The following is a 14,516-nucleotide window of genomic DNA, read 5'->3' as shown; positions in this document are numbered from 1 at the left end:
CACGTTGTCAACCAAATAGTTGGTTTAATGCGGTGGTACAGTGTCCGTCATGACCGTCACGATGAAGCGCAGTGCCGCGACGAGGCAGGCCCTGTTGCGCGCCGCCCGCGACGAGTTCGCCGAGTACGGGCTGGCCGGCGCGCGGGTGGACCGGATCGCGGACGCGGCCGGCGTCAACAAGGAGCGCATCTACGGACTTTTCGGCAGCAAGGACAAGCTGTTCGACGTCATCTTGATCGACACCCTGCGCGAGTTCATCGACGTGGTGAAGCCGCTGGCCGACACCGAGCCCGGCGCGTACGTCGGCAAGTTGTACGACTACCACCGGGACAACCCCCAGCTACTGCGCCTGATGCTCTGGGAAGCGCTGCATCGCGGCGCCGACGCGCACGATATCGACGGCTGGCGCGCCGCGCACTACGTGCGCAAATTCGACCGCGCGCAAGAGCAGTTCGACGTGGACTCCGCGGACGCGGGCCGCCTGCTACTGGCCCTGTGCGGCCTGGCCAATTGGTCACTCGCCGTGCCGCAGACCACCAGACTGCTGCTCGGCGAGGCCGCCGCGGAGGACAGGAACGCCACCAGGGCGTTCCTGATGGAGTTCGCCAGGGCGGCGATGCGCCGCGACACGGCTCCCGGCGAGCGGGAAGCCCGCCTCCCCGAGGTCGAACTGGTCAATGACTTGACCACAGAGGACGAGCCGTCGAGGGTCGAACGCGCCGCACAGCGGCTCCGCGACGCCCAAGCCGCCGCCGACGCCGCCCGCGAAGAACTGGCCACCGCCCTGCGCGCCGCCCACGCCGCGGGAGCGAGCGCCAATCACCTCGCCCGTCAGGTATCCGGCACCCTGTCCCGGCCGGTGGTACTCAAACTGCTGTCCCAGCCGAAGCCCTGATCCGGCCACCGCCGCGCCCTCAGAACGCGCTTTCTTCCAGGTTCATGATGTCGTTGTCCAGTGTGGCGACGATTCCGCGCACAGCGCTCAGCGTCGGCAGCACGTTCTTGGCGAAAAAGCTTGCGACGGCGACCTTCCCGGCATAGAAGGCACGGTCCTTCTCCGGTGCGTCGGCGGCCGACGCGGCGGCCGCGATCTCCGCCTGGACCAGCAGTCGCCAGCCGATGAGCAGATCGCCGACCGCGAGCAGGAAGCGCACCGAACCCAGCCCCACCTTGTACAGCTCGGTGGGCTTCTGCTGGGCGGCCATCAGGAAGCCGGTGAGCGAGGCGGCCATCGCCTGCACGTCCTCCGCGGCCGTCCGCAGCAGTGCGCGCTCGGTGACGAACCGCCCGGTCTTCGCGTCCAGGAACGCCGCGATCCGCGCGTTGATGTGACCGAACGCCACGCCCTGATCGCGGATGATCTTGCGGAAGAAGAAGTCCTGTGCCTGGATGGCGGTGGTGCCCTCGTAGAGCGAGTCGATCTTCGCGTCCCGGATGTACTGCTCGATCGGGTAGTCCTGGAGATAGCCGGATCCGCCCAGGGTCTGCAACGACTCCGTCAGGTACTGGTAGGCCCGCTCCGAGCCGACGCCCTTGACGATCGGCAGCAACAGATCGTCCACCCGATGTGCCAGATCCGGGTCGGCACCCGAAACCAACTGCGCCACATCGGGATTCTGATGGGCGGCGGTGTACAGGTACACCGCGCGCAAACCCTCCGCGTACGCCTTCTGCATGGCCAGCGAACGACGGACATCCGGGTGCTGGATGATGCTCACCCGCGGCGCGGCCTTGTCGGTCATCTGCGTCAGATCCGCGCCCTGCACCCGCTCTTTGGCGTAGTCGAGTGCGTTGAGGTAACCGGTCGACAAGGTGCCGGAGGATTTGACGCCGACCATCATGCGCGCGTTCTCGATCACCTGGAACATCTGCGCGATGCCATTGTGCACCTCGCCGACCAGCCAGCCCTTGGCGGGCCTGCCGTGGCCGCCGAAGGTCAACTCGCAGGTGGGCGAGGACTTCAGCCCCATCTTGTGCTCCACTCCGGTGACGTACACGCCGTTGCGATCGCCGAGTTCCAAGGTCTCGGGGTCGAAGAGGAACTTCGGCACGTAGAACAGCGACAGCCCCTTGGTGCCCGGTCCGGCTCCCTCGGGACGGGCCAGCACCAGATGGAAGACGTTCTCGGCGGTGTCGCCGACTTCCGCGCCGGAGATGAAGCGTTTCACGCCCTCGAGGTGCCAGGAGCCGTCTTCCTGGCGGATCGCCTTGGTGCGACCCGCGCCGACGTCGGAACCGGCGTCGGGCTCGGTCAGCACCATGGTGCCCTGCCAGCCCTTCTCGAAACCGAGCGTGGCCCAGTGCCGCTGCTGCTCGGTGCCGACGCCGAACAGCACGGACGCCATCACCGGGCCCATGGTGAAGAACGACGCCGCCGGATTGGCGCAGCTGATCATCTCGGCAACCGCCCAGACCAGCGCCGCTGGGGCCGCAGTGCCGCCCATGCCCTCCGGCATGCCGAGCCTGCTCCAGCCCGCGTCGCGCACGGCGGCGACGGTCCGGCGCAGCGGCTCCGGAACCGAGAGCGAGAAGGTGGTCGCGTCGTAGACGACCGGATCGCGGTCGGCCGCGGCGAAGGAGTCCGCCACCGGCCCCTCGGCCAAGCGCCGAACCTCGGACAGGATCTGCCGGACGGTGTCGGAATCGAGGTCGCCGTAGGCGCCCGTATCGAGCAGCTTGTCCAGCTCGAGCACTTCGAACAGGTTGAACTCGATATCCCTCAGGTTCGCCTTGTAGTGGCCCACCTGGTCCTCCTCGACTCGAGTCCGCGGCCGGCCGCCGCGGCATGGGGACGGTTCAGACGTCGTACGAATCGAAGCGTGCCGTATCGCCGCGACGCTACGCAACCGTAGCCACATCCGCCCCGGCCGGCAGGTTTGCCGGGATCGCCCAACTGTTCGCCATCTGTTCACCGAAAAGGTTCACATCGGCGAAACGGGCGAAACGGACTTGTCATCGAGAGATATTCCGGCGCAACAACTCCTGTCTAACGTTCCACCCCGGATACAGCCGTTGTATACAGCCCCGTCTACCGCCGTGAGCGGGGCGAAGACGGCGGTGTTCGACGCGGCGCCCTGCCGACGCCGCCGCAACACCTGATGAGGAGGGCTCGTCCCATGCCAGATTTCCGTGCCACCCATCGCTCCGGGCGTTTGGTGCGAGCGATGGCGGTACCCACCGCGGTCGCGCTCGCCGGCCTGTTGCTGACCGCCTGCGGCGCCAAGGACGACGCCTCGACCACCGGCTCCGGCGCCGCCTCCTGCGTCGACACGTCGAAGGACACGATCAAGATCGGTTCCCTGCACTCCCTGTCCGGCACGATGTCCATCTCCGAGGTCACCGTGGCCAACTCGACCAAGCTCGCCGTCGATCAGATCAACGCCGCGGGCGGCGTGCTCGGCAAGAAGATCGATCTGGTGCTCGAGGACGGCGCCTCGGACCCGAAGACCTTCGCGGAGAAGGCCGAGAAGCTGATCAGCTCCGACTGCGTCGCCGCGGTGTTCGGTGGCTGGACCTCGTCGAGCCGCAAGGCGATGAAACCGAAGTTCGAGAGCCTGAACTCGCTGCTCTACTACCCCGTGCAGTACGAGGGCCTGGAGGACAGCAAGAACATCTTCTACACCGGCGCGACCACCAACCAGCAGATCCTCCCGGCGCTGGACTACCTGAAGCAGAAGGGCATCACCTCCCTCTACCTGGTCGGCAGCGACTACGTCTTCCCACAGACCGCCAATCGCGAGATCAAGGCATACGCCGCCGCCAACGGCATCGAGATCAAGGGCGAGGACTACACCCCGCTCGGCTCCACCGACTTCTCCACCATCGTGAACAAGGTCCGCGCCGCCAAAGCCGGCGCGGTGTTCAACACCCTCAACGGCGACTCCAACGTCGCGTTCTTCCGCGAGTACACCAACGCCGGTCTGAAAGCCGCTGAGATGCCGGTGATCTCGGTCTCCATCGCCGAGGAGGAAGTGGCGGGCATCGGCGCGCAGAACATCGCCGGACAGCTCACCGCGTGGAACTACTACCAGACCGTCGACGGCCCGGTGAACAAGAAGTTCGTCGCCGACTACAAGGCCGCCTTCGGGGCCGACAAGCCGACCTCCGACCCGATGGAAGCCGCCTACGCGTCGGTCTACCTGTGGAAGAACACCGTCGAGAAGGCGAAGTCGTTCAAGGTGGAGGACATCCAGGCCGCCGCCGACGGCGTCAGCTTCGACGCTCCGGAGGGCCTGGTCACCATCGACGGCTCCAATCACCACATCACCAAAACCGCCCGTATCGGCGAGATCCGTCCCGACGGACTGATCTACACCGTGTGGGACTCCGGCAAAGCCGTGACGCCGGACCCCTACCTGAAGTCCTACGACTGGGCCAAGGGCCTGAAGTAGTCCGCGGCTGTCCGCGGTCCAGCTCCGGGGCCCCGCGCAGCGCCACAGTCGCGAGGGCGGTCACGCGGAGCGCGTAATGAGGGGGCCGCGGACAGCCTCGGACCAGCGCAGGCATCGCAGGCCCTACGGCGAATAGCCGCACGAACACGGCCACCGATTCCGGGCATGCAGCTTCTCGCACACCTTCGGTCCCTGCCCATAAACGCTGAACGCGACACAACGCCACCCACGGAGGTGAACGAGGAGCCACTGACAGGCGAACACCAGGTCCTCCGTCCCGCACCGAACGCGCCCAGCGCACCTCAACTCCAGGTTTCGAGCGCAGCGAGACCGAGCATCCGCCGTTCGCGGCCCGGCTCGCGTTTGCGCGGCCGCCGCGCAAGCGACGCAGGAGCAAGCGGCGGTCGCGCAAACGCGAGCCACAAGAGGGCCGCGAACACCCAGCGCCGCAGGCGCTGGAAAGACCAACACAGGAGCCTTTTCATGGATGTGGTTATCGGACAGCTGTTCACCGGGCTGAGTCTGGGATCCATTCTCTTGCTCGCCGCGCTCGGTCTCTCGCTGACCTTCGGTCAGATGGGCGTGATCAACATGGCGCACGGCGAGTTCATCATGGCCGGTTGTTACACCACTTATGTTGTGCAGAAGGTCATCTCGTCGACCGGTGGGTCGCTCGTCGTCTCCCTGCTGATCGGTTTCCTCGTCGGCGGCCTGCTCGGCGCCGCGCTGGAGATGGGTCTGATCCGGTGGATGTACGACCGGCCGCTGGACACCCTGCTGGTCACCTTCGGCGTCGGGCTGGTGCTGCAACAGCTGGCCCGCGACATCTTCGGCGCGCCCGCCAAGAACGTGATCGCACCGCAGTGGCTCAGCGGCGGCGTCACGATCCTGGGCGCGGTGGTGCCGAAGACGCGCATCTTCATCCTGGTCCTGGCGGTGGTGGCGGTGACCGCGCTGGCCGCGGTGCTCAAAGCGACGCCGCTGGGCCGCCGCATCCGCGCGGTGGTGCAGAACCGCGGCTTGGCCGAAACCTCGGGCATCTCCAGCCGTTTCACCGACCTCAGCACGTTCTTCATCGGCTCGGGACTGGCGGGCGTGGCCGGTGTCGCGCTGACGCTGATCGGCTCGACCAGCCCGACCATCGGCCAGAGCTATCTGATCGACGCGTTCCTCGTGGTGGTCATCGGCGGGCTCGGCCAGATCAAGGGCACGGTGATCGCGGCGTTCGCGCTCGGCCTGCTCAATTCCTACATCGAATACTCGACCACCGCGTCGATCGCGAAGGTCATCGTCTTCGTCGTCATCGTGATCTTCCTTCAGGTCCGCCCGCAGGGCCTGTTCACCGTCCGGACAAGGAGCCTCGCATGACCACGCTCGTCCACTGGTGGCGCGCGCACCCCTCGCTCGGCGCGCTCGCCGGATTCGCCGTCGCCGCCGTCCTGCTGTTCGCGGTCGCGCCCGCCGTGCTCAGCGATTTCCGCCTCACGCTGCTCGCGAAGTTCCTGTGCTTCGCGATCGTCGCGGCCGGCATCGGATTGGCGTGGGGCCGCGGCGGAATGCTCACCCTGGGGCAGGGCGTGTTCTTCGGCGTCGGCGCTTACATCATGGCCATGCATCTGCAAATGGCCGATGCCGCCCGGCTGCGCAACGATGTGCCGGAGTTCATGGAGATCGCGGGCATCCGCGAATTGCCGTTGTTCTGGAAGCCGTTCGCGTCGGCTCCGGTGGCGCTGCTCGGCATCCTCGTGCTGCCCGCGCTGATCGCGGCGGCGCTCGGCTACGGCGTGTTCAAGCGTCGCGTGAAGGGTGCCTATTTCGCCATCCTCAGCCAGGCGCTGGCCGCCGCCCTGGCCATCCTGCTGACCGGTCAGCAGAACATCGGCGGGTTCACCGGCCTGTCGGATTTCCGCGCGTTCTTCGGGTTCAAGCTGTCCGATCCGGTCAACCGGCGCATGCTGTTCTTCCTCGCCGCGGCCGCGTTGCTGGTGGTGGTCGCGCTGGTGCGCCAGTTGATGCACAGCCGATACGGCGAGTTGCTCGTCGCGGTGCGCGATCAGGAGGAGCGGGTGCGCTTCCTGGGCTACGACCCGGCGAACGTCAAGATCGTCGCCTACGTGGTCGCCGCGTTCTTCGCGGGCATCGCCGGTGCGCTGTTCACGCCGATCGTCGGCATCATCTCCCCCGCCGACATCGGTGTCGTCCCGTCCATCGCGTTCCTCATCGGCGTCGCGATCGGCGGCCGGACCACGCTGCTCGGTCCGGTGCTCGGTGCGATCGGCGTGGCGTGGGCGCAGACGGCGCTGTCGGAGGAGTTCCCGTCGGGATGGACCTACCTGCAAGGTGTGCTGTTCATCGCGGTGGTCGGTTTCGTTCCGGCGGGACTCGCCGGGTTGTGGCCGATGCTGAAAGGCGTGCTGGACAGCAGGCGTCCCGCCACCCCACCCGCGACGGTGGTGGTCGGAGCGCTGCCGGAACCCGCGACGGAGAAGGTGCGATCGCGATGACCGAGACGATCCACTTTCCGAAGCTCGGCGGCAACGCCGGCATGTCCAGCGAGTACCTCGAGATCCGCAGCCTCTCGGTGAGTTTCGACGGCTTCCGGGCCGTCACCGACGTCGATCTGACGGTGTTGCAGGGTGACCTGCGCTTCCTCATCGGCCCCAACGGCGCGGGCAAGACGACGCTCATCGACGCGATCACCGGATTGGTCCCGGCGACCGGGTCGGCGCGGAAGACCGGCGTGGAACTGCTCGGCCAGAAGGTGCACCGGATCGCCCGGCTCGGTGTCGGACGAACGTTCCAGACCGCGAGCGTGTTCGAACAGCTCAGCGTGCTCCAGAACCTGGATATCGCCGCGGGTGCCGGCCGTTCGGCGCTCACCATGCTGCGCCGCCGCACAACGGTGCTGCCCGCGATCGAGGAGGCGCTGGAAATCACCGGCCTGGCCGATCTGCGCGACAAACCCGCCGGGGTGCTCGCGCATGGACAGAAGCAATGGCTGGAGATCGGCATGCTTCTGGTGCAGAACGCTTCGGTGCTGCTGTTGGACGAGCCGGTGGCCGGGATGAGCGCCGAGGAGCGCGAGGAGACCGGAAATCTCCTGCGCCGCATCGGCGGCGACCGGGTCGTCGTGGTGGTCGAGCACGACATGGATTTCATGCGCGCCTTCGCCACGTCGGTCACCGTCCTCGCCGGCGGCCGAGTGCTCAGCGAGGGAACCGTCGAACAGGTGCAGTCGGACGCCAAAGTCCAGGAGGTCTACCTCGGCACCGCCGCGGCGGTCGGGACCGAACTGGAGGACGCGTCGATCGCGGCGAGCCCGGAGTCACCCCGGAAAGGGGCCGACGATGCTTGAACTCACCGATATCCACTCCGGTTACGGCCGCACCGAGGTGATCCACGGCGTCTCGGTGACCGTCCCCGACGACAGCGTGGTCGCCATCATGGGACACAACGGCGCGGGAAAGACCACGCTGCTGCGCACCGCCGTCGGGCTGATCGGCGCGAAGTCGGGCCGGATCGAGTTCGACGGGGAGGCCATCACCAGGCTGTCGCCGTCGCGCCGGGTGCGGCGCGGGATCGCGTACGTGCCGCAGGGCCAGCAAAGTTTCCCGCAACTGACCACAGCGGAGAATCTGCAAGTGGTCGCCGACGGCCGCAAACGCGGTAGGGCGCTGATCGACGAATCGCTGGACCTGTTCCCCGCGCTGCGCGAGCTGCTCCCCCGGAAGGCGGGCCTACTGTCCGGCGGCCAGCGCCAGCAACTCGCCATCGCGCGGGCGTTGATCACCGAGCCCAGGCTGCTCATCCTGGACGAGCCGACGGAGGGCATCCAGCCGTCGGTGGTCGCCGAGATCGAGCGCACCATCATGGACCTCACCCGGCGCGGTGGACTGAGCGTGCTGCTGGTCGAACAGCACATCGGCTTCGCGTTGCAGGCGGCGCAGCGCTACTACGTGCTGCGATCGGGCCGGGTGACCTCCACGGGCGCGGGTGGGGCGGGCGCCGAGCGCGAAGTCCGCGCGGCGATGGCGATCTGAGCGCGGCCATGGCCCGCGACAGGGCTCGGATTCCGTTACGCGAGCAGGTGTACGACTCGTTGCGCCGGGATCTGGCCGCTGGAGCCATCGCGCCGACCGAACGGCTCGGCGAAGAACGTCTCGCCGAGGCGTACGGGGTGTCGCGCACCCCGGTGCGCGAGGCACTGGCCCGATTGCAGGCCGACGGGCTGGTCGAGCGGCTCCCCGACGGGCTCTACCCGTACCGGCCCCGGCTCGACGAACTCGATCACCTCTACGAGTTGCGGCTCGTACTGGAGGCCAGGGGCATGCAACGGGTGGCGCTGCCGGGCGAGGCGACCGCACACGATCTGGATCTCGTGCGCGCGGAACTGGCCATCTGGCGCGCACTGCGCGACGACCCGCCCGAACCCGGCCCCGCGCTGGTGGCCGCCGACGAACGGTTCCACACCACCTTGCTCGCCGCCGCAGGCAACGCCGTACTCGCCGACGCGCTGACCGCCGTGCATGTCCGTCTGCGTCCGGTGCGCACGCTGGATATGCCGACTCCGGAGCGCATCGCCACGATGACCGCCGAGCACATCGCGGTCGCCGAGCACCTGGTGTCCGGTGCGGTGGGCGCGGCGTTGGACACGCTCTCCGCCCACATCGACACCTCGCGAAGAAATGTGCTCGCCCGCGCCCAGTACGCCTTGCGCCTGACCGAACTGGGCCGCGCGGTGCGCGATTGACCGGTCAGCAGTTCTGCTGGAAGGGGTAGCACTGGGTGGGCCGGTACGCCGGTGGCGACGGCGTCGGACTCGTCGTGCCGGTCGCCGGGATCGGCTGCGCCGAGTCGTGCGCCAGCGCGGTGGCGATCATGCCCAGCACGAACAGCACCCCGACCACGGCGATCACGATGACCGACCAGCCCGCGTAGGCCTGGCTCTTCGTCGCGACGCCCGGCGTGGGCTCGACTCGCGGCTTCGGTGCGCGCGGGATGGTCGTGACCGGCTCCGGCGCGTTCTCCTCGAACCCCGACTCGAGCAGTTCCGCCCGGGACGGCGCGATCTCCGCGAGACCGAGTGCCCCGCACGCGCCGATTACCCGGTCCGCGGTCCAGTCGCGCGGTCCCGCGGAGAACCCCTCCAGATAGATGCGCAGTTCGGTCGCGTCGGTGACGTTTCCGACGACCACGTCCAGCCCCGGCCGCAGATTCGTGCGCGCCGGGCGCACCACGGCGCCGCGGAACGGAACGAGCACGACGGCACCGCAGATGTGTCCCGGATCCTGCAACGCCCGCTGGAGCATGTGCTTGACCGCGTAGATCCCGTGTTCCACGCGCTCGGCGGGGCTTCCGTTCTGCGGGTCGTCCAGCTCGACCGGCGCGTCGCTGATCTTCCACGGTCCTTCGGCCGGTGTGCTCAGAATGCCGCTCTGCCTGCGCTGGAAGCCGTGTACCTCCAGCACGGTCAGCCCACGCGGCGTCCACACCACCGCGTCGACACGCCGGTTGTCCGCCTCGAGATCGATCACGGCGAGGCCGGCCGTCGGATACGACCGCAGGCACGCGACGAATTCCCGCTCAGCGCCGGAGAGTTCCGCTCCCGGCCTGATCCTCACCAGCATCTTTTCCCCTGCCGACCTGTTGTCCACACCTGACGCCGCGGAAACGCGCTGCGGCCGCGGCAACCCGCACCGGTACTGATGATGACGGGCTATCCCGCCGAAAACCACTGGAAAGCAAAAGAATGGTGGCGCGCAGGCCGGGATACTGCCGAGTAGGCTCTCCTCTCGGTCGGCACCGACGCCGGCCGCACAGACCACGGGGAGGTAGCAACCGGCATGGTTTCAACGCCGCCACCACGCATCTCGCCCGGGCGGCTCCGGGAACTCGGGGCGCTCAATTGGGTTGTCTGGCAGGTGCTCTCCCGCGCCGCAGGCACCCATGACGCCCATTTGTTCAGCACGCTCGGCCGCACCCGCGGCCTGTTCCGCGGTTGGCTGCACTACTCGGGCAAGCTCATGCCGGGCGGGCGGCTGCCGCGCCACGAGTCCGAGCTGGTCATCATCCGGGTCGCGTATCTGCGCGGCTGCAAGTACGAGATGGACCACCACATCCGGCTCGGCCGACGCGCCGGGGTGACGAGCGAAATCCTGGAGCGGCTGCGCAAGGGCCCCGAGGCGGCGGGATGGTCGGACCGGCATCGGGCTCTGCTGGCCGCCGTGGACCAACTGGTCCAGACGCGCGACCTCGACGACGACACCTGGGCCGAGCTGGCGAAACACTACGACGAGCGCAGCCTGATCGAGATCGTCCTGCTGATCAACCAATACGACGGGCTGGCCGCCACCATCACCGCCCTGCGCATCCAGCGCGACGGCGTATAGGCCGGCGAGCCCTCGATGCGGCGGGCCAAACCGTCCAGCACCAGCGTGAGTTCTGCCACCGAGGAGTTCCCATGAACATCACCGCTTCCGCCATCTCGCTCAACGTCCCCGACCCGGCCGCTTCGGCGCGATTCCTCATCGAGCACCTCGGCTTCCAGGAGAAGATGTCGGCCGACGGGTTCGTCTCGCTCGACCGCGCTGACGCCGGACTGAACGTCATCTACCTGCGCACCGGGCTGGCGAGCTTCAAACCGAAGAGCGCGGCGGGCAGCGCGGGCGAGGGCCTGCTCGTCGTCTTCGTCGTCGAGGACATCGACGACGAATACACCCGGCTGCGAGCCGAAGGCGTGCCGATCGTGACGCCGATCGAGACCGAGGAGTGGGGCGAGCGCTACTTCCAGATGAGCGATCCGAACGGGATCATCATCCAGTTGGTGCAGTGGGTGTGAGCTGTGTTCAATTTCCAGCGCCTGCGGCGCTGTGTTGATTTTCCAGCGCCTGCGGCGCTGGGTGTTCGCGGCCCCTTTGTGGCTCGCGTCCGAGTGACCGCCGCTGGCGACTTCGTCGCGGACGCGGCAGCCACTCGGACGCGAGCCGGGCCGCGAACGGCGGATGCTCGGTCTCGCTGCGCTCGAAACCGGAGGTTGCGGTGCGCTGGGCACGTCGATCTCGAATGTCGCTATCAGGCGTACGCAAGTTGTGGTGACCGACCGTCGGCTCCGCCCCTGCTGCCGTGTCGCTTGCTCCTGCGTCGCCGACGCGCGGCGGCAACTCGAACGCGAGCCCGGCCGCTAACTGGGTCTCGCTCGGTCTGGACAGAGACCGGCCACGAATGACGTCAGGCGAGCGCGGCGCGGAACACGTCGACGGCGGGGGTCGCCGGGCGCCCGATCAGGCGGACCAGGTCGCCGGAGCGCACGTCGAGGGCGCCCTGCGCGATACCGGCGTCGGTGTCGGCGAGGACCTCGGCGACCTGCGCGGGCAGCCCCGCCCCGACCAGCCCGGCCGCGTAATCGGCTTGCGGAAGGTTCTCGTAACGCACCGGCTTGCCCGACGCCTGCGAGATCGCCTGCGCGAGTTCGGCGTAGGTGAGCCGCTCGTCGCCACCGAGTTCGTATACCCGCCCGGCGTGGCCGTCGGTGGCGAGCACCTTGGCGGCGGCTTCGGCGTAGTCGGCCCGGGCAGCGCCCGCCACGCGCCCTTCACCCGCCGCGCCGCGCAGCACACCCGACTCCACCGCCTGCGCCAGACCGCCCAGGTAGTTCTCCCAGTACCACCCGTTGCGCAGAAGCGTATGCGGCACCGTCGATTCGGCCAGTACCGCCTCGGTTCCCTTGTGTTCCTGCGCGAGCAGGAGCGGACTGTCGGTCGCGCCCGCGACGCTGGTGTAGGCGAGCAATTCGACACCGGCCCGCTCGGCGGCGCGAATGACGTTGGTGTGCTGAGCCACTCGCGCGCCGAACTCGGTACCGGAGATCAGCAGCACCCGGTCGACACCGTCGAGCGCCCGGTCCAGCGCGGCCGCGTCACGATAGTCGGCCTGCCGGACGTCCACGCCACGCTCGGCGAGGTCGGCCACCTTCGCCGGGTCCCGCACGATCGCCACGACCGGCGTCGAGCCCACCTTCAACAGCGCGTCCACTACGAGTCGGCCCAGTTGTCCACTGGCCCCGGTCACCGCGACGGTCATGACTACCTCCATATTGGGGATGTTCGCATAGTACTAACTATTTGTAAGCACTATGCATTAGTGCAGTGGCTTTGGTCAAGGTGGGTACTATCGAAGGATGTCCACCCAGCGCATTGCCTCGGCGGAGGCCGACGATCCGACGCTGGAAGCCGACGTCTTCGCCCGGAACTGCCCGTCGCGGCCGGTCCTGCAGAATGTCGCCAGTCGCTGGGGCACGCTGGCGCTGGTCGCGCTCCGCGAGGGGCCGTACCGGTTCAGCGCCTTGCGGCGGCGGGTCGACGGCGTGAGCGAGCGCATGTTGTCACAGACCCTGCAGGCGCTGGAACGCGACGGCATGGTGCACCGGGAGGTGCACGAGACCATCCCGCCCCGGGTCGAATACACCCTCACCGACCTGGGCGCCGAGGTGGCCGATCACCTGGAGGCGCTCATCCGGGTGCTGGAAACCAACCTGCCGCGCGTGCACGAGGCGCAGTCCGCCTACCACCGCGACTGACCGGCGGGAAGACTCCCGCGCAGCCGTGGGTTACACGAGCATGGAACTAGCCGCCGCAGTCGATTTCGCCCGCGACCACCGCCGGTCCGTACTCACCACGATCCGCCGCAGTGGACGCCCGCAACTGTCCAACGTGCTGCACGTCGTCGGCGCCGACGGCCGCATCCGCATCTCCATCACCGCCGACCGAGCGAAGTATCACAACCTCGTCCGAGACCCGTGGGCGGCGCTGCACGTGACCCGCGACGACTTCTTCGCCTATGCCGTACTCGAAGGCACGGTGGAACTCACCCCCGTCGCCGCCGCCCCCGACGACCCCACCGTCGACGCACTCGTCGACTACTACCGCACCGCCACCGGCGAGCACCCCGACTGGGACGAGTACCGCAACGCGATGGTCACCGACCGCCGCGCCTTGGTGCTGTTCACCCCGACCCACGCCTACGGCATGCTCCCGGCTGCCGGTTGAGTACCGCCACGCCAGTGGCCTGTTGAGTGGGTCACCTCGTCATCGACAGTGGCTGAGCCCGGCTGGGTGGCCGAGCCGAGTCGTGCTCACCACCGCATGGCGCTGAAATCGATCGGTCGGGGGCGAAGGGCTTTGACACGTTCAGCCAGGCCTCGCATCCGGAGCGCCATCTCGCCTTCCGGAAGCCGTCGGCGATCCCCATGACCGGGCAGCAGCCATTCGAAATCAAGCCGATCGGCCGATCGTGCCAGCGACTCGGCCAGTACTTCGACCGAATACCAGACGACGCTCTCGGCAATTTCGATGTCTCCGGTGGCACGAGACCAGTACAGGCTGTCCCCGCTGAAACAATATCGGTCGTCGACCAGATAAAGCACGCTTCCCTCGGTGTGGCCCGGAAATGGATGCGCGATTACGCCCTCGACGATTTCGACCGGATCGGCTCCCCGTATTATCTGATCGGCATCCGGCGCTGCATCGAGGTCACCCTCGTGAATCCACAGTCGAGCCCGGAATCGGTCGGCGTAGCGCCGGCCGTGCGCGGCGTGATCACGGTGGGTCAGCAGAACGTCGGTCACCACGCCCAGCGCTTCGTATCGCGCTGCCAGCGGCTCGCTCCAGCGAGGCGTATCGACCATGAGGTTGCCGCCGCGGCGGCGCAGCAGATAGGAGTTGGCTCCCGCAGTGCGCGAGGAATTGTGGCCACACAGGTAAACACCCTCGTCCAGGCGCATCGGGAATGGGTCTAACGCCGCGTCGAGTGTCCCGTTCCCACGCCGAACCGACCGGGTTTGACAAGCGAATGCGGCTGCGGCCAGCGCCTGTTCCTCGGCCTCGTCGCGCGGTTGACGCAAAATTTCGGAGCGGCCATCTACCTCGCCGATCAAGCCGGGCGCCAATTGCCGAGCCACATCGCAGTTCACGCAGCGATCATCTACGAACCAGGACATTTGCAGAAATCCCTCCTCGGTGCGAAGCAGCAACGTCCGCACCTCTTCAGGAATACCAATCCTGGCACATAAAGTTCAAGCCTTGACATATTTCGAAAATCCTCTCTGAGAATTCGTCGACAATTCGATAT

The 14,516-nt window shown here is 67.7% G+C and carries 15 protein-coding genes; 11 read left to right on the top strand and 4 right to left on the bottom strand.

Annotated elements, in window-relative coordinates; all coding sequences use genetic code 11:
- The first annotated feature begins 49 nt into the window (after positions 1–49).
- On the top strand, positions 50–895 hold the full coding sequence (locus tag ACT89H_RS16840) for a TetR/AcrR family transcriptional regulator (RefSeq protein ID WP_445109565.1): 846 nt from the start codon (positions 50–52) through the stop codon (positions 893–895).
- Between the two features lie 19 nt (positions 896–914).
- Here the strand turns inward: ACT89H_RS16840 and ACT89H_RS16835 are convergent, their stop codons facing one another.
- Positions 915–2,744: an acyl-CoA dehydrogenase gene (locus tag ACT89H_RS16835; RefSeq protein ID WP_445109564.1), complete on the bottom strand. Its 1,830-nt coding sequence runs from the start codon at positions 2,742–2,744 to the stop codon at positions 915–917.
- Positions 2,745–3,116: 372 nt separating this feature from the next.
- On the opposite strand from ACT89H_RS16835, the gene urtA reads away from it, so the two are divergent.
- The 6 genes from urtA (at position 3,117) to ACT89H_RS16805 (ending at position 9,141) form a co-directional block, all read left to right on the top strand.
- Positions 3,117–4,391 carry an urea ABC transporter substrate-binding protein gene (urtA, locus tag ACT89H_RS16830; protein WP_445109563.1) on the top strand — a complete coding sequence of 425 codons (1,275 nt, stop codon included), beginning with the start codon at positions 3,117–3,119 and terminating at the stop codon, positions 4,389–4,391.
- A gap of 483 nt (positions 4,392–4,874) precedes the next feature.
- Complete coding sequence (gene urtB, locus ACT89H_RS16825) at positions 4,875–5,759, top strand: urea ABC transporter permease subunit UrtB (protein WP_445109562.1); 885 nt, start codon at positions 4,875–4,877, stop codon at positions 5,757–5,759.
- A complete protein-coding gene (gene urtC / locus ACT89H_RS16820; RefSeq protein ID WP_445109561.1) occupies positions 5,756–6,895 on the top strand; it encodes an urea ABC transporter permease subunit UrtC in 1,140 nt (379 codons plus the stop codon). The genes urtB and urtC overlap by 4 nt, the downstream gene beginning before the upstream one ends.
- Complete coding sequence (gene urtD / locus ACT89H_RS16815) at positions 6,892–7,746, top strand: urea ABC transporter ATP-binding protein UrtD (protein ID WP_445109560.1); 855 nt, start codon at positions 6,892–6,894, stop codon at positions 7,744–7,746. The genes urtC and urtD overlap by 4 nt, the downstream gene beginning before the upstream one ends.
- Entirely contained in the window at positions 7,739–8,431 is a 693-nt protein-coding gene (urtE, locus tag ACT89H_RS16810) for an urea ABC transporter ATP-binding subunit UrtE (protein WP_445109559.1), read from the top strand. Before urtD ends, urtE begins: the two co-directional genes overlap by 8 nt.
- 8 nt (positions 8,432–8,439) lie before the next feature.
- Positions 8,440–9,141, top strand: coding sequence for a GntR family transcriptional regulator (locus ACT89H_RS16805; protein ID WP_445109558.1), 702 nt, complete (start codon positions 8,440–8,442; stop codon positions 9,139–9,141).
- Positions 9,142–9,145: 4 nt separating this feature from the next.
- Here the strand turns inward: ACT89H_RS16805 and ACT89H_RS16800 are convergent, their stop codons facing one another.
- On the bottom strand, positions 9,146–10,018 hold the full coding sequence (locus ACT89H_RS16800; RefSeq protein WP_445109557.1) for an NERD domain-containing protein: 873 nt from the start codon (positions 10,016–10,018) through the stop codon (positions 9,146–9,148).
- Positions 10,019–10,234: 216 nt separating this feature from the next.
- Between ACT89H_RS16800 and ACT89H_RS16795 the strand changes: the two genes are divergently transcribed.
- Both ACT89H_RS16795 and ACT89H_RS16790 read left to right on the top strand, forming a co-directional pair.
- On the top strand, positions 10,235–10,780 hold the full coding sequence (locus ACT89H_RS16795; RefSeq protein WP_445109556.1) for a carboxymuconolactone decarboxylase family protein: 546 nt from the start codon (positions 10,235–10,237) through the stop codon (positions 10,778–10,780).
- A 71-nt stretch (positions 10,781–10,851) separates the two neighbouring features.
- Positions 10,852–11,229 carry a VOC family protein gene (locus ACT89H_RS16790; protein ID WP_445109555.1) on the top strand — a complete coding sequence of 126 codons (378 nt, stop codon included), beginning with the start codon at positions 10,852–10,854 and terminating at the stop codon, positions 11,227–11,229.
- A 389-nt stretch (positions 11,230–11,618) separates the two neighbouring features.
- Here ACT89H_RS16790 and ACT89H_RS16785 read toward each other — a convergent pair whose 3' ends face one another.
- Positions 11,619–12,470, bottom strand: coding sequence for an SDR family oxidoreductase (locus tag ACT89H_RS16785; protein WP_445109554.1), 852 nt, complete (start codon positions 12,468–12,470; stop codon positions 11,619–11,621).
- 97 nt (positions 12,471–12,567) lie between these two features.
- On the opposite strand from ACT89H_RS16785, the gene ACT89H_RS16780 reads away from it, so the two are divergent.
- Both ACT89H_RS16780 and ACT89H_RS16775 read left to right on the top strand, forming a co-directional pair.
- A complete protein-coding gene (locus ACT89H_RS16780) occupies positions 12,568–12,966 on the top strand; it encodes a winged helix-turn-helix transcriptional regulator (RefSeq protein WP_445109553.1) in 399 nt (132 codons plus the stop codon).
- Between the two features lie 40 nt (positions 12,967–13,006).
- A complete protein-coding gene (locus tag ACT89H_RS16775) occupies positions 13,007–13,435 on the top strand; it encodes a PPOX class F420-dependent oxidoreductase (protein ID WP_445109552.1) in 429 nt (142 codons plus the stop codon).
- An 86-nt stretch (positions 13,436–13,521) separates the two neighbouring features.
- Here the strand turns inward: ACT89H_RS16775 and ACT89H_RS16770 are convergent, their stop codons facing one another.
- On the bottom strand, positions 13,522–14,418 hold the full coding sequence (locus ACT89H_RS16770; RefSeq protein ID WP_445109551.1) for an MBL fold metallo-hydrolase: 897 nt from the start codon (positions 14,416–14,418) through the stop codon (positions 13,522–13,524).
- Positions 14,419–14,516 lie beyond the last annotated feature (98 nt).

Source organism: Nocardia aegles, from assembly GCF_052545135.1.
The sequence above is the reverse complement of the archived record's forward strand: the minus strand, read 5'-3'. Positions and strand labels throughout refer to the sequence as shown.

Coding starts and splice junctions, on each gene's coding strand:
- ACT89H_RS16840 (WP_445109565.1), top strand. CDS start 50: ATGACCGTCACGATGAAGCGCAGTGCCGCGACGAGGCAGGCCCTGTTG.
- urtA (WP_445109563.1), top strand. CDS start 3,117: ATGCCAGATTTCCGTGCCACCCATCGCTCCGGGCGTTTGGTGCGAGCG.
- urtB (WP_445109562.1), top strand. CDS start 4,875: ATGGATGTGGTTATCGGACAGCTGTTCACCGGGCTGAGTCTGGGATCC.
- urtC (WP_445109561.1), top strand. CDS start 5,756: ATGACCACGCTCGTCCACTGGTGGCGCGCGCACCCCTCGCTCGGCGCG.
- urtD (WP_445109560.1), top strand. CDS start 6,892: ATGACCGAGACGATCCACTTTCCGAAGCTCGGCGGCAACGCCGGCATG.
- urtE (WP_445109559.1), top strand. CDS start 7,739: ATGCTTGAACTCACCGATATCCACTCCGGTTACGGCCGCACCGAGGTG.
- ACT89H_RS16805 (WP_445109558.1), top strand. CDS start 8,440: ATGGCCCGCGACAGGGCTCGGATTCCGTTACGCGAGCAGGTGTACGAC.
- ACT89H_RS16800 (WP_445109557.1), bottom strand. CDS start 10,018: ATGCTGGTGAGGATCAGGCCGGGAGCGGAACTCTCCGGCGCTGAGCGG.
- ACT89H_RS16795 (WP_445109556.1), top strand. CDS start 10,235: ATGGTTTCAACGCCGCCACCACGCATCTCGCCCGGGCGGCTCCGGGAA.
- ACT89H_RS16790 (WP_445109555.1), top strand. CDS start 10,852: ATGAACATCACCGCTTCCGCCATCTCGCTCAACGTCCCCGACCCGGCC.
- ACT89H_RS16785 (WP_445109554.1), bottom strand. CDS start 12,470: ATGACCGTCGCGGTGACCGGGGCCAGTGGACAACTGGGCCGACTCGTA.
- ACT89H_RS16780 (WP_445109553.1), top strand. CDS start 12,568: ATGTCCACCCAGCGCATTGCCTCGGCGGAGGCCGACGATCCGACGCTG.
- ACT89H_RS16775 (WP_445109552.1), top strand. CDS start 13,007: ATGGAACTAGCCGCCGCAGTCGATTTCGCCCGCGACCACCGCCGGTCC.